The 12679-nt window shown below is 62.6% G+C and carries 12 protein-coding genes; 8 read left to right on the top strand and 4 right to left on the bottom strand.

From position 1 onward, the window contains the following. Positions 1-26: 26 nt before the first annotated feature. Together C4J84_RS13065 and C4J84_RS13060 are read right to left on the bottom strand one after the other, a co-directional pair. Positions 27-1040, bottom strand: a complete 1014-nt coding sequence (locus C4J84_RS13065; protein WP_124435511.1) for an aldo/keto reductase — start codon at positions 1038-1040, stop codon at positions 27-29. Between the two features lie 81 nt (positions 1041-1121). After that, positions 1122-2024, bottom strand: a complete 903-nt coding sequence (locus C4J84_RS13060; RefSeq protein ID WP_124435510.1) for a LysR family transcriptional regulator — start codon at positions 2022-2024, stop codon at positions 1122-1124. Positions 2025-2123: 99 nt separating this feature from the next. On the opposite strand from C4J84_RS13060, the gene C4J84_RS13055 reads away from it, so the two are divergent. Then, positions 2124-2828, top strand: coding sequence for an SDR family oxidoreductase (locus C4J84_RS13055; protein WP_124435509.1), 705 nt, complete (start codon positions 2124-2126; stop codon positions 2826-2828). A 21-nt stretch (positions 2829-2849) separates the two neighbouring features. Here C4J84_RS13055 and C4J84_RS13050 read toward each other — a convergent pair whose 3' ends face one another. Continuing rightward, positions 2850-4160: an MFS transporter gene (locus C4J84_RS13050; protein ID WP_124404242.1), complete on the bottom strand. Its 1311-nt coding sequence runs from the start codon at positions 4158-4160 to the stop codon at positions 2850-2852. Between the two features lie 161 nt (positions 4161-4321). Between C4J84_RS13050 and C4J84_RS13045 the strand changes: the two genes are divergently transcribed. The 3 genes from C4J84_RS13045 (at position 4322) to C4J84_RS13035 (ending at position 7388) form a co-directional block, all read left to right on the top strand. Continuing rightward, positions 4322-5422, top strand: a complete 1101-nt coding sequence (locus tag C4J84_RS13045; RefSeq protein WP_124435508.1) for a sugar diacid recognition domain-containing protein — start codon at positions 4322-4324, stop codon at positions 5420-5422. A 97-nt stretch (positions 5423-5519) separates the two neighbouring features. Continuing rightward, a complete protein-coding gene (locus C4J84_RS13040) occupies positions 5520-6662 on the top strand; it encodes a glycerate kinase (RefSeq protein ID WP_124435507.1) in 1143 nt (380 codons plus the stop codon). 213 nt (positions 6663-6875) lie between these two features. Beyond that, complete coding sequence (locus C4J84_RS13035; RefSeq protein WP_124435506.1) at positions 6876-7388, top strand: GNAT family N-acetyltransferase; 513 nt, start codon at positions 6876-6878, stop codon at positions 7386-7388. Here the strand turns inward: C4J84_RS13035 and C4J84_RS13030 are convergent. Beyond that, positions 7385-8077, bottom strand: a complete 693-nt coding sequence (locus C4J84_RS13030; RefSeq protein ID WP_124435505.1) for an aspartate/glutamate racemase family protein — start codon at positions 8075-8077, stop codon at positions 7385-7387. The two genes, C4J84_RS13035 and C4J84_RS13030, sit on opposite strands and share 4 nt — an antisense overlap. 255 nt (positions 8078-8332) lie before the next feature. Here C4J84_RS13030 and C4J84_RS13025 point away from each other — a divergent pair, with 255 nt between their 5' ends. The 4 genes from C4J84_RS13025 (at position 8333) to C4J84_RS13010 (ending at position 12539) form a co-directional block, all read left to right on the top strand. After that, positions 8333-10555: a cytochrome P450 gene (locus C4J84_RS13025; protein WP_124435504.1), complete on the top strand. Its 2223-nt coding sequence runs from the start codon at positions 8333-8335 to the stop codon at positions 10553-10555. After that, entirely contained in the window at positions 10552-11349 is a 798-nt protein-coding gene (locus C4J84_RS13020) for a trans-aconitate 2-methyltransferase (protein ID WP_124435503.1), read from the top strand. The genes C4J84_RS13025 and C4J84_RS13020 overlap by 4 nt, the downstream gene beginning before the upstream one ends. A gap of 40 nt (positions 11350-11389) precedes the next feature. Then, a complete protein-coding gene (idi, locus tag C4J84_RS13015; RefSeq protein ID WP_124367120.1) occupies positions 11390-11932 on the top strand; it encodes an isopentenyl-diphosphate Delta-isomerase in 543 nt (180 codons plus the stop codon). A gap of 112 nt (positions 11933-12044) precedes the next feature. After that, positions 12045-12539: a hypothetical protein gene (locus C4J84_RS13010; protein ID WP_124429663.1), complete on the top strand. Its 495-nt coding sequence runs from the start codon at positions 12045-12047 to the stop codon at positions 12537-12539. Positions 12540-12679 lie beyond the last annotated feature (140 nt).

Genomic DNA, 12679 nt, shown 5'->3' with positions numbered 1-12679 from the left:
CCCGCGGTTTGAGCGCGTTCCAGTGGTCAGCGAGACTGCGTCACTCGGCCCGACACGAAATGCCCTACGTCATTGAACCCCGGCGTGGACGAATGCCCCGGCGTCACCAGTGAGTCGACGAACGCCTCATCCTGCGCCGTGATCTCTACCGCCAATGCCCCGGTATATGCATCCCACTGCGCCTCGGTGCGCGGGCCGACAATCGCTGAACTCACAGCCGCGTTGTTCAGCACCCAGGCAATCGCGAACTCAACCATGCCCACGCCACGGCCCTGGGTGTATTGCTGGATCTGCTGGGCGATGCGCAGCGATTCCACGCGCCATTCGGTTTCCAGGATGCGTTTGTCCTGGCGCGCCGCGCGGCTGCCCGGTTCAGGTGCCAGGTCGGGTGCGTATTTGCCGCTGAGCACGCCACGCGCCAACGGGCTGTAGGGCACCACGCCCAGTCCATAGGCAGCCGCGGCGGTGATCTGCTCGACCTCGGCCTGGCGATTGACGATGTTGTACAACGGCTGACTGATGACGGGCCTGTCAACGCCAAGGCGCTCGGCCACGCGGATGACCTCGGCGATACGCCAGCCACGGTAGTTGGATAACCCCCAGTAGCGCACTTTGCCCTGGCGAATCAGGTCGCCGATCGCCGATACCGTGACTTCCAGCGGCGTGTCGTGGTCCTCGCGGTGCAGGTAGTAGATGTCCAGGTAATCGGTGTCCAAGCGCGCCAGGCTCGCCTCCAACGCGTTGAACAGGCGTTTGCGGCTCAGCCCATTGCGGTTGGGCACGCCATCCGCCGGGCCGAAACCGACCTTCGACGCCACCACCCAGTCCGGGCGGTTGCGCGCGATGGCCTCGCCGACGATCTCCTCGGAGCGCCCGCCGGTATAGACGTCGGCGGTGTCGATAAAGTTGATGCCTTGATCCCAGGCCTTGTCGATGATGCGCAACGAATCTTCGGTGCTGGTCTGTTCGCCAAACATCATGGTGCCCAGTGTCAGTGCGCTGACCTTCAACCCGGACTGGCCCAACGTGCGGTAAATCATGCAAAGCTCCTCATGGCAGGCAAACGTGGGTAATGCAATACCAGACACCAACGCTCTGGAACAAGCCCTGTGTGTGTTTCTTCATGCACTCAGCAACGCCTGGCAGCGCTCCTGTAGAAAACGCTGCAGCACCTTCACCCGTTCCGATACCTGCAGACGATGGGGGCACATCAGGTTGAAGGGCGCAGGTTCGCCTTGCCATCCATCAAACAATGCCACCAGCCGGCCGGCGGCAAGGTCGCCCACTACATCCAGCCGGGCTTTATAGGCGATGCCGTGGCCGGCCAGCGCCCAACGGCGCACGACCTCGCCGTCGTCGCTGAGAAAGTCGCCGCTGACCTCGACGTCTTCCACCTGCGCGCCCTGGCGAAAGCGCCAGGTCTTGCTGACTTGACCTTGGCGCATGTAACGCAACGCGCTGTGCCCTGACAGTTGCGTTGGATGTTGCGGTGCGCCATGGCGCGCCAGGTAGGCGGGGCTTGCACAGGCAACGCGATGGTGGTCGGGGACGATGGGCAGGGCGACCAGGCTGGAATCCTGCAGCACGCCAAAGCGCAGGGCGATGTCGACCGTTTCGCGAAACAGGTCGGCGTTGCTGTCGTTGAGCATCAGTTGCAGACGGATGTTCGGGTGTTCGGCCTTGAAGGCGTCCAGCCAACCCAGCACCACATTGCGCCCGAAATCCGACGGTGCCGCCACTTGCAGCAAACCGGTCAGGCCCTGGCTTTGCTGCTTGAGCGCCTGTTCACCCTCGCTCAATGCGGCCAGCGCAACGCGTACGCTGTCCAGATAGCGCCGGCCTTCCTCGGTCAGCCGCATGCTGCGGGTGGAACGGGCGAACAAGCGCAGGCCCAGGCGGGTTTCCAGGCGCTTGAGGGCGATACTGGCCGCTGCCGGGGTCAGGCCAAGCCCGCGTGCCGCAGCAGACAGGCTGCCCGCATCGGCGGTGCGCACGAACACTTCAAGGTCCAGGATCGAACTCATTTGTAAAATTCCTTTAAAGATCTTGTCGTTTTACCGGGATTTTTCTCCGATTACCAAGCGTGGAAGATGAACGCTCACTTCCTCAACCGGACATTTCCCATGACAACGTCTCTTCGCGGCAAAACCATTATCGTGATCGGCGGCAGCAGCGGCATCGGTGCAGCCGTCGCCAAAGCGGCGGCCGAGCGGGGTGCGCAGGTAGTGGTGGCGGGGCGCCGCTTGACCTCGGCGCAGCACGACGGCATGCGCAGCGAGCCGGTGGATGTCAACGACAGCGCATCCTTGCAACGCCTGTTCGAAACAGTGGGGCACTTTGATCATCTGGTTTACACATCAGGCCCTTCGGTCAAGGCCAAGACCCTGATCGACACCGACCTGGACGAAGCCCAGGCCAACTTCAATGTGAAACTCTGGGGTGCGTTGCGCGCGATTCAACAGGCACTGCCATTTCTGCATGAGCACGGCAGCATCAGCCTGACCTCCGGCCAGTTGGGGCGCAAATTGGTTGCGGGACAGTTCATCAAGGTCGGCATCAATGCCGCCACCGAAGCGCTGGGCAAGCAGCTGGCCAAGGAACTGGCGCCGCGCCGCGTCAACGTGATCAGCCCCGGGGTGATCGATACGCCGGCGTACGCCGGGCTTGGCGAAGAGCAGCGTCTGGCGATGTTTGCCAAGGCCGGTGGGGCCTTGCCGGTTGGGCGCGTCGGGCAGGCGCAGGAAGTGGCGGCAGGGTATGTGCTGGCCATGGAAAACGGCTTCATGACCGGCGCCGTGATCGATATCGACGGCGGCGGTTTGCTGTAACAGCGTCCAGTGTGGGGCGCTTTACACCTTCAAGGTGCGTGTCATGCGCAACGCCAACACACTGCCGGCCACGATGACCGCTGCCAGCAAGTACAGCGCCACATCCGTGGACCCCGTCGCATCCTTCACGAACCCGACGATGTAGGGGCTGAGAAACCCGGCCATCTGGCCCATAGAGTTGATCAACGCCAGCCCACCCGCCGCCGCGCCCGCGCTGAGCATGGCGGTGGGCACCGGCCAGAACATCGGCAGCCCGGTGAGGGCGCCCATGGTGGCGATCGTCAGGCCGAGAATGGCGATCGCCGGGGTGGTAGCGAAATTCACCGCGATCACCAGGCCAATCGCGCCCATCAGCATCGGTACCACCAAGTGCCAACGGCGTTCCTTGCGCAAGTCTGCGGAACGGCCCACCAGCAACATGAACACTGCGGCCAGCAGGTACGGGATCGCACTGAGCCAGCCGATCACCAGGTTATCGCTGAACCCCAGGTTCTTGATGATCGATGGCAGCCAGAAGTTGATCGCGTAGACGCCGCTCTGGATGCAGAAGTAGATCAGGCCGAATGCCCAGATCGCCGGGTTCTTGAACACCTCGGCCAGGGAGTCGGTGGTGGTCTTCGGTTTGTTCGCAAGATCGGTGGCCTGGTCGGCTTCCAGTACCGCGCGTTCGTGGGGCTTGAGCCACTTGGCGTGGGCGAAGCTGTCACTGAGCAGGAAGTAGGCGAGGGCGCCGAGGATCACGGTGGGAATGCCTTGCAACAGGAACATCCACTGCCAACCGGCGAGGCCGCCTTGACCTGCCGCAAAGTGGTTGAGAATCCAGCCGGAGAACGGGCTGCCGAGCAGGCCGGAGACCGGAATCGCGGACATGAACAGCGCCATGATCCGGCCCCGGCGAAACGTCGGAAACCACTGCGAGAGGTACAGCACCACACCGGGAAAGAACCCCGCCTCGGCGGCGCCGGTGAACAGGCGCAAGGTGTAGAAATGCGTCGGCGTGGTCACGAACAACAGGCAGGTGGACAAGGTGCCCCACACGATCATCATCAGCGCTATCCAGCGCCTTGGCCCGAACCGGGTCAGCGCCAGGTTGCTCGGCACGCCACACAGCACGTAGCCGATAAAGAAGATCCCGGCACCCAGGCCGTACACGGTTTCACTGAATTTCAACGCGTCGAGCATCTGCAACTTGGCAAAGCCAACGTTCACCCGGTCAAGGTAGTTGAACAGGTAGCAGATAAAGATGAAGGGGATCAGGCGCAGGGTAACGCGCTTGTAGATGGCGTTTTTATCGTCATCGGTGGCCAGTGCTGCGGCGGCGCTCTGTGACATGGCGAGTCTCTCTTTATTATGTTTTTTAGCGATGCGAGGGTAACGTTGATCGCCCAAACAGTCTCGGCGACGCGATGGGCAACTGTCTTTGTGCTTGCGCACAGCCATGCCCGCTTTGCGCTGTGCCGGTGACCAATTCGCTTTGGAAGGAAAATAGCCCTATGTTCGAGCTGGATCATGAGCTGGCACAGGATATCGTCGATCGCACCATGGCGATCCTGCCCTACAACGTCAACGTTATGGACAACCAGGGCCTGATCCTCGGCAGCGGCGAACCGGAACGCATCAACACCCGACATGAAGGCGCCCAACTGGTGCTGACGAACGGGCGCGTGGTGGAAATCGATGGGCAGACTGCCAAGCACCTCAAGGGTGTGCTGCCTGGCATCAACTTGCCGCTGATGCATGATCAGCGCCTGATCGGTGTGCTGGGTATCACCGGTGAACCGCAAGGCCTGCGCACCTACGCCGAACTGGTGCGCATGACCGCCGAGATGCTGGTCAGTCAGCGCCACCAGCAGGCCGAGCAGCAGTGGCGGCGCCAGCGCTGTGACGACCTGCTGGCATTGCTGCTGGCCGATACCGGTGACTCGCCGCGCCTGGTCGACGAAGCGCAACAACTGGGCCTCAAGCCGCAACTGGCGCGTACGCCTTACCTGTTCGAACTGGGCGCGGGGCAGTCGGCCGACGCCTTGAGTGCCTGGCTGACGTCGCGTTATCCGGACAGTTGGTGCGTCAGTTCAGCGCCGTTGTCGCTGTTGTGGTGTCGACCCGCGTCAGTGCAGATCGATAACCCGCGCCTGCTGGAAAAGCTCGACGGCCTGGGCTGGACTGTCCTGCGGGTCGCCGTAGGCGGGCAGGCGCAAGGTTTGGCCGGGTTGCGGCGGTGCTATCGCCGTGTCAGCGATTTGCTGGCCTACGGTCGCGATATCCTGCCGCATTCGCGCCTGTTGATCCTCAATCGCTATCGTCTGCCGGTCATGCTCTGGCGCCATCGCAACGACGATGCCCTGGATGAATTGCTCAACCCGCTGCGCAAAGTCCTCGCCAAGGACAACAACGGCCAACTGCTGGCCACGCTGCGCGCATGGTGCGATCACGACGGGCAAAGCCAGGCCTGTGCCGATGCCCTGGGGATTCACCGCAACAGCCTGCGCTACCGCATGGAACGGATTGCCGAACTGAGCGGCGTTGACCCTCTGAGCCTGGATGGCATGCTGGCGCTGTACCTGGGCGTGCAACTGTTGCCCCAGGCTTTGTAAAAATGAACAACAAACCTCAGCTGCACTTGTGCATTGGACCGGCGTCATCAGCGGTGCCAACTGGCAGCATGGGCGTTATAAAAACCGGAGAACGCCCATGAAAATCATCATCGCCCCCGACTCGTTCAAGGACAGCCTGAGTGCCGAAGGGGTCGCCCAGGCGATTGCGCAAGGGTTGGCTCAGGTCTGGCCTGACGCACAGCTGGTGCAATGCCCGATGGCGGACGGCGGTGAGGGGACAGTCGAAGCAGTGCTCGCCGCGTGTAACGGCCAATTGCGCAGCCAGGCCGTGCGCGGGCCAATGGGCGATACGGTGCAGGCGCATTGGGGCTGGTTGGCCGACAGCCACACCGCGATCATCGAAATGGCTGAGGCCAGTGGCCTGCAGTTGGTCGCACCGGGCCAGCGCGACGCCTGCTCCAGCAGCACGTATGGCACCGGCGAGCTGATCCGCGCCGCGCTCGACCTGGGCGCCCGGCGCATTATCCTGGCGATCGGCGGCAGTGCCACCAACGATGGCGGCGCAGGCGCGATGCAAGCGCTCGGCGTGCAGTTGTTCGACGCCCGGAACCAGCCCTTGGCACCCGGTGGCTTGGCGTTGAGCGGCCTGGCGCGTATCAGCCTGGAAAACCTTGACCCACGCCTGGCGCGGGTCTGCTTCGAAATCGCGGCGGATGTGAACAACCCGCTGTGCGGTCCCCACGGCGCCTCGGCGATTTTTGGCCCGCAAAAGGGCGCCAACCCCGAACAGGTGCAGCAGCTGGATGCCGCCCTTGGTCATTTTGCCGACCACTGCGCCAGGGTGCTGGCCCAGGACGTGCGTGACGAACCCGGCAGCGGCGCGGCAGGCGGCTTGGGGTTCGCCGCCAAGGCATTCCTCGGCGCGCAGTTCCGCGCCGGCGTTGAAGTGGTGGCCGAGCTGGTTGGCCTCGACGCTGTGGTGCGTGGCGCCGACCTGGTCATCACCGGCGAAGGCCGCTTCGATGCCCAGACCCTGCGCGGGAAAACCCCGTTTGGCGTGGCGCGTATTGCACGGCAACACAATGTCCCGGTGATCGTGATCGCCGGAACCCTGGGCGATGGCTACGAGCAGATGTACGCCCACGGCGTGGATGCCGCCTTTGCGTTGCCCTCGGGGCCGATGAGTCTTGCCCAGGCATGCAGCGAGGCGCCGCGCTTGTTGCGTGAGCGGGCCTCGGATATTGCGCGGGTGTGGCGCTTGGCACGGCCTGTTGCTTAAATGCCTTTTGTAGGAGCGAGGCGGGCGGCTAGCCCTTGCTCGCGAAAAACCTCCAGGCAACGCGTTCATTCTGAATAAACGCGGAGGCCCGGGGTTTTTCGCAAGCAAGCTCGCTCCTACAGGTCAGCGTGTTTTCCGTAGGCTGCTACAACGTCGCTTCGATGCCTATGCCCTACACTAGACGGCCACTTGTCTTTCAAAGGATGAAATACGATGCACACCCCTGAGCCCCATATCGTGATCCAGCGTTTCACCGAGGCCCATCTTGAGGGAGTCGCTGCGCTCTATAACGAACCGGCGGTATGCCGTCAGGTGCTGCAAATGCCTTTTCAGTCAGTGGAAGCGTGGCGCAAGCGCCTGGTAATGGATAACGAACGCCGTTTGCGACTGGTGGCGATGCACGGCGGCGAAGTGATTGGTCAATTGGGGTTGGAACAGTACCTGCGCGTGCGCCAGGCGCATGTGGGGTCGCTCGGCATGGGGGTGGCGACGGCCTGGCAGGGTAAGGGCGTGGGTTCGAAGTTGCTGACGGCCGCGCTGGATGTGGCTGACAACTGGATGAACCTGCATCGCGTAGAACTCACGGTGTACGCCGACAACGAGGCGGCGCACAACCTGTACCGCAAATTCGGCTTCGAGGTCGAAGGCTGTTTGCGCGATTACGCCCTGCGTGACGGTGTGTTCGTCGACACCTTGAGCATGGCGCGCCTGCGCACGCCGGTTTAGTCCTCCAGCGCAAACGCCACCGCAGCCCGCGCATGCAGCTCGGTGGTGTCCAACAGCGGCAGGTCGCAGTGCTCGGGCTTGATCAGCAGGCTGATTTCCGTACAGCCGAGGATCACCGCCTGGGCGCCGCGTACGGCCAGGGACTCGATCACCCGCTGGTAGACGGCGCGTGATTCGGCGCTGATCATCCCCACACACAACTCTTCATAGATGATCCGGTGCACCGCCTTGCGTTCGTCCGCATCCGGTACCAGTACGGTCAGGCCCTGTGCGGCCAGGCGGGACTTGAGGAAGTCCTGTTCCATGGTGAATGCAGTGCCGAGCAATCCCACGGTCAAGGTGCCCGCCTGTACGGCGACAGCGCCCGCCGCATCGGCGATATGCAGGAAGGGAATCGACACCGCCGCCTCGATACGCGGCGCCACCCGGTGCATGGTGTTGGTACACAGCACCACACACTCGGCGCCCCCGGCCTGCAAACGGCGCGCGGCGTCTTCCAGGATCAGCGCGGTATCGTCCCAGCGCCCGGCGTGCTGGGCCTGTTCCACCGGGCCGAAGTCCACGCTGTACATCAACAGTTGCGCCGAACGCAGCGGGCCGAGCCGGTCGCGTACTTGCTGGTTGATGATGCGGTAATACTCGGCGCTGGACTCCCAGCTCATGCCGCCGATAAGGCCGATGGTGCGCATGCGATGCTCCGGGCAGGGAATGTGGATTCCACCATACTCACCGAAGGCGCATTAGTCATGTGCAGTTGCCGGCCAATCCACCAGTGCAGTTCATGCAATGTTGATGACCGGTCACTGCTCACGATGGCGATAGACCTTTTCCTACGCTCCAGAGCTGCCTTTACTAGATGAATAGTCAGACTCCCCTCACACCCTGATGGGGTTGGTTTTCTGTAAGGTCGTTCTTAATGAAAGTTCATTCAAGAGGAGTTCATCATGGCACCGCCACACTGCGAGGACGACCCCGGCCCCAGCCACAGAGATCACCCACCGCCGCCCCTTATCATCCCCGAGATTCAGTTTCCTTTCGCCGGTCCGCCGCCACGCTCCGACAGCGAGCAGTTGCGCGCGCATGCCCTCGCCTGGGCGCAGCGATACGGCTTGATCGGGCGCCGTGGTGCGCATCGATTGAGTACCACGGCGCTGCTCGACCTGGGGCTGGCATTATGCGGCAGGGCGCCCACGCACCGAGCCGAGATCCTGGTGTGCTGGTACCTGTGGGCGCTCACGCTGGATGACCGTATCGACGATGGGCCCTGGGCGGAAAACGGAGCATTGGAAGGTTTCATCGCTTCGGTGCAGGCGCTGACCGAAAGCAGCGGCGCTGCTTCCCCAGGCCAAAGCAGCCGGTTCGAGGACCCGATGCTCGCCGTTCTGGTCGATGATCTTTGGCCGCGGACCCGGAGCTGGGGCGGCGACCGTTGGCGGGCCCGGCTGGTGCGACATCTGATCCAGCATTTGCGTGCGCAGGCAACGCTGGTGCACGTGCGGGAAACCGACACAGCGCTCACATTGGCCGACTATCTGCCGTTGCGCCGGGATTCGTTCGGCGCACTGTTCTTCTTTGATCTCATCGATGGGGCCGAAACCCTCGATCCGTATGCGTCCCCAGAGGATGTTCAAGCGTGGAGCACGATGCGTGAGCACGCTGCCGATATCATCGCCTGGACCAACGATATCCACTCGATTGCCAAGGATGTGGTGTGTGGTGAGCGCTTCAACCTGGTGTCGGTACTCGCAGCCTGCGCTGGCATGGATTGGCCCGCCGCGATCGAATCCGCCCATCAGATGATAAACACGGCAGTGGCGCAGTTCACGGCGCTCGCTGCCGAGCCTGCGCGCCACCCGCCGAGCGCGGCGACCGACCCGGACCGGCTGCGTCAGGTTGTGCGGGCGGCAGGCGACTGGCACCGCAGCGTCTCTCGTTATCTGCTGCATGCCGCCGATTCTGCGGCCCGGAACGATCAGCAAGTGGACCTGAAACTTATCCCTCCGACGCTCAAATCCCGGCAGTTCGAAATCGACCCATACCCGTTGTATGAGCAATTGCGTACCACGCTGCCGATCGCTTACGACGAGCCCACCGATGTGTGGCTGGTCAGCCGGCATGTGGACGTCAAAGCCGCCCTGACTCATCCGGGTGCAAGCAACAATAACTACAGTTGGCAAATCGGACCGCTGCTGGGCCACACCATCGTCACGATGGACGGATGTGAACACGCCCAGCACCGCGCGTTGCTCAGCCCTGCGTTTCGTGGCAAGGCCCTCGCGGCGCTTGAAGCTTCCATCATCGCGGTGACCACAGACTTGCTGGCGCACATGCACGGTCGCCCCCAGGTTGACCTGATCGCCGATTTCACCGCTGCGCTGCCGGTACGGGTGATGGCGCATGCACTGGGGCTGCCGGCGCAAACCTGCGCAGAGGTGGAGCGGCTGAAGCGGTGGTGCGCCATCGGCTTCGCGTATATGGGCAACTATCGACAGGACCCGGCGCTGCTGACCGGTGGATTATCCAACCGAGACAGTTTCTACGACTTTATTCAGCCCCACATTGACGCTCGACGCGCCGAACCCACGGACGACTTGATCTCGCAGCTCCTGGCGGCACGGATTGACGGCCAGCCATTGTCCGAGACGTTCGTGCGCGCTTACTGCGCGATCCTGATGACGGCGGGTAGCGAAACCAGCCACGGCGCGCTGGCGAACCTGATTGTGAATCTGCTGAGCGAACCGGGCGTCAAAGACGCGGTGATCGCTGATCCAGAGCTGATGGATAACGCCCTCGCCGAAACCCTGCGACGCAACCCGCCCTTGCAGCTCGTGCTGCGCGAAGCCCGTGAACCGCTGCAACTGCCTTCGGGCACGATTCCGGCTGGCGCAACAATGGCCTGCCTGATTGGTTCGGCCAACCGTGATCCGGACCACTTCAGCGACCCGGACACGTTTGATCTGTCGCGCAGCGAACAGGCTACCAGCCATTTCGCCTTCGGTGCAGGCCGCCACTTCTGCCTGGGGTCAATGCTGGCGCGGTTGGAAATCACGCTCGGCGCTCGCCTGCTGCTGCAGACCTTTCCAAACGTGCGCTGGGCTCCGGGTTTCAAGCCCATTGAGCGCGGTTTCCTCAATCGCTGCCCTGATCGACTGGAGGTCGTACTGTGACCCTTACCGTCAACCTCGACGAACCCGGCTATACCAGCAGCTTTCTCGCTGACCAGCACGCTGGCCAACTGGCACGGCTGCGCACCCTGGAACGTGTCTTTGACCCGTTGAGCCAAGGGGTTTTTGATCAGTTGGTGCTTGCCGACAAGCCTACCATCCTCGATCTAGGCGCCGGGGCCGGATCGCTCGCCGGCTGGCTGAGCCAGCGATATCCCCAAGCGAGCGTCACCGCCACGGATATCGACACCCGGTTCCTTACCGATATCCCCGGTATCCGGGTGCTTACCCACAATGCCGCGACCGATGATTTTCCTGTTGCCTCCTTTGACGTGGTACATGCCAGGGCGCTGCTGTGTCACCTCGGCGAGCGTGAGCACCTATTGACGCGAGCCATCACCTGGCTGCGCCCGGGAGGCTGGTTGGTGATTGAGGACGTGAGCCTGCAGCCGAGCCTGAGCGCCGCGAACCCGTTGTTCCGAAAAGTGGCCCAAGCCGGGATTACGCTGCTGGAGCAGACCGTGGGCTCCGACATGCTTTGGGCCGCTACGCTCCCGGATCGGTTACGTGATCGAGGGCTTGCCAATGTAGGGCATCGCACCCTTGAAGGCCGTATCGGCGATAACAGCCCCGCCGACACCTTTTGGGCCGCAACCACGGCACAGGCCGGGCCAGCGTTGCTCAAACGTGGGCTACTCGAACAGGCCGACCTGGATGGCATGACCCGGCTACGGGCCGATCCCGCGTTCACTGCCGCGGCGTTGACCCTGGTCAGCGCGTGGGGACAGGTTGTCTAACAGGAGCAAGGCGCCGAGCCGGTCAGCGAAGGAACTATGAATGAACAATGATGTGGTGTTGGTAGACGCACACGATGTACCGATCGGCGTGTGTGGCAAACGCGATGCGCACCTGGGAGCGGGGCAGCTTCACCGTGCGTTTTCGGTACATTTGATCGACCGGCGCGGGCGTCATCTGCTTCAGCGTCGTGCGCCAGGGAAAATGCTCTGGTCAGGTTTCTGGTCGAATGCCTGCTGCAGTCACCCGGCGCCTGGCGAGACTGTGCTGGATGCCGCGTCTCGGCGCTTGCGCGAAGAGCTGGGCGTCCGAGCTTCCTGTGGGGCGCTATACAGCTTTGAGTACCATGCCCGCTTTGGCTCGATCGGCGCCGAGCACGAACTGTGTCACGTGCTGGTGGCTCGATCGGACGCTGTGGTTTCACCCGTTCCTGACGAAATCAGCGAAATCAGCTGGCTGACCCGTGCCGAAATATCAGCCCGGCTTGCTGAGCCGCACGCGTCATTTACGCCCTGGTTTCGACTGCAGTGGCGTCGCCTTCTACTGGAGCATCCTTCGTTCGATACACCGTTACCGCAGGCATGACCTGCTTGCCGCCGATTGCCGAACCAGGCGCAATCACCTTTAACCCGTACGCCTGGCCCGCGCATCTGCGATGATCAGGCTTCGCAACCTGGCTCACCCAAGGAAATCCGCAATGGACGATGTACAGCAACTGGGCGAGATGCTTCGTCATTACGCCGAGAGCGAAGCGCAGAAAAAACAGCAATTCGAGCTGCAGTCGGCGCGTTGGGCGCAGAAGCTTGGCGAGTTGTTCGAGCAGATCGAACAGTGGCTGGAACCGGTCAAACGCGCCGGTTTGCTGGAGGTGCGTCGGGAAGCCTATGTCGCTAGCAGTCCGAGCGTGCCAGTGGAGGCATCGACCTTCAAGACCGAGAAGTTGAATGTGCTCATCACGGGTAAAAGCGTGGAGTTCGTGCCGGACGTGATGGGCGCCGATGGGTTTATTTCTGTTGCGGTAATGGGCCTGACCGCCGCCCGCCACGGCAGCGTGTCGCTGGTGCTGCCGGCGGATAAAAATGATTGGCTCTGGAAGAAGACCAATGGCCTGAAAGACCCGGATACCTTCGCCTTCGACGCCAATTTCCTGGCTGCGCAGTTGCAGAGCCTGATCCCCCGCGAACGCGGCTGAGCAATACTGATCATGAGGGGCGAGGCGGCGGGGGTTGAGTCTGTCTCGTAGCTGACAACCTGAGGCTTCGCCCCCCATGGCTCATGGCCAAAATAAGCAGCCCGTTTTGCCAAGATTGTCTATACCTAGAGCTCAATCTA

The organism is Pseudomonas sp. R11-23-07 (genome assembly GCF_003852295.1).
GTDB lineage: Bacteria > Pseudomonadota > Gammaproteobacteria > Pseudomonadales > Pseudomonadaceae > Aquipseudomonas.
The sequence above is the reverse complement of the archived record's forward strand: the minus strand, read 5'-3'. Positions and strand labels throughout refer to the sequence as shown.

Excerpts from the sequence above, each read along its gene's own strand:
- C4J84_RS13060 (WP_124435510.1), bottom strand. The coding sequence starts at position 2,024 with ATGAGTTCGATCCTGGACCTTGAAGTGTTCGTGCGCACCGCCGATGCG.
- C4J84_RS13040 (WP_124435507.1), top strand. The coding sequence starts at position 5,520 with ATGAAAATCATCATCGCCCCCGACTCGTTCAAGGACAGCCTGAGTGCC.
- C4J84_RS13055 (WP_124435509.1), top strand. The coding sequence starts at position 2,124 with ATGACAACGTCTCTTCGCGGCAAAACCATTATCGTGATCGGCGGCAGC.
- C4J84_RS13030 (WP_124435505.1), bottom strand. The coding sequence starts at position 8,077 with ATGCGCACCATCGGCCTTATCGGCGGCATGAGCTGGGAGTCCAGCGCC.
- C4J84_RS13065 (WP_124435511.1), bottom strand. The coding sequence starts at position 1,040 with ATGATTTACCGCACGTTGGGCCAGTCCGGGTTGAAGGTCAGCGCACTG.
- C4J84_RS13025 (WP_124435504.1), top strand. The coding sequence starts at position 8,333 with ATGGCACCGCCACACTGCGAGGACGACCCCGGCCCCAGCCACAGAGAT.
- C4J84_RS13035 (WP_124435506.1), top strand. The coding sequence starts at position 6,876 with ATGCACACCCCTGAGCCCCATATCGTGATCCAGCGTTTCACCGAGGCC.
- C4J84_RS13050 (WP_124404242.1), bottom strand. The coding sequence starts at position 4,160 with ATGTCACAGAGCGCCGCCGCAGCACTGGCCACCGATGACGATAAAAAC.
- C4J84_RS13010 (WP_124429663.1), top strand. The coding sequence starts at position 12,045 with ATGGACGATGTACAGCAACTGGGCGAGATGCTTCGTCATTACGCCGAG.
- C4J84_RS13045 (WP_124435508.1), top strand. The coding sequence starts at position 4,322 with ATGTTCGAGCTGGATCATGAGCTGGCACAGGATATCGTCGATCGCACC.
- idi (WP_124367120.1), top strand. The coding sequence starts at position 11,390 with ATGAACAATGATGTGGTGTTGGTAGACGCACACGATGTACCGATCGGC.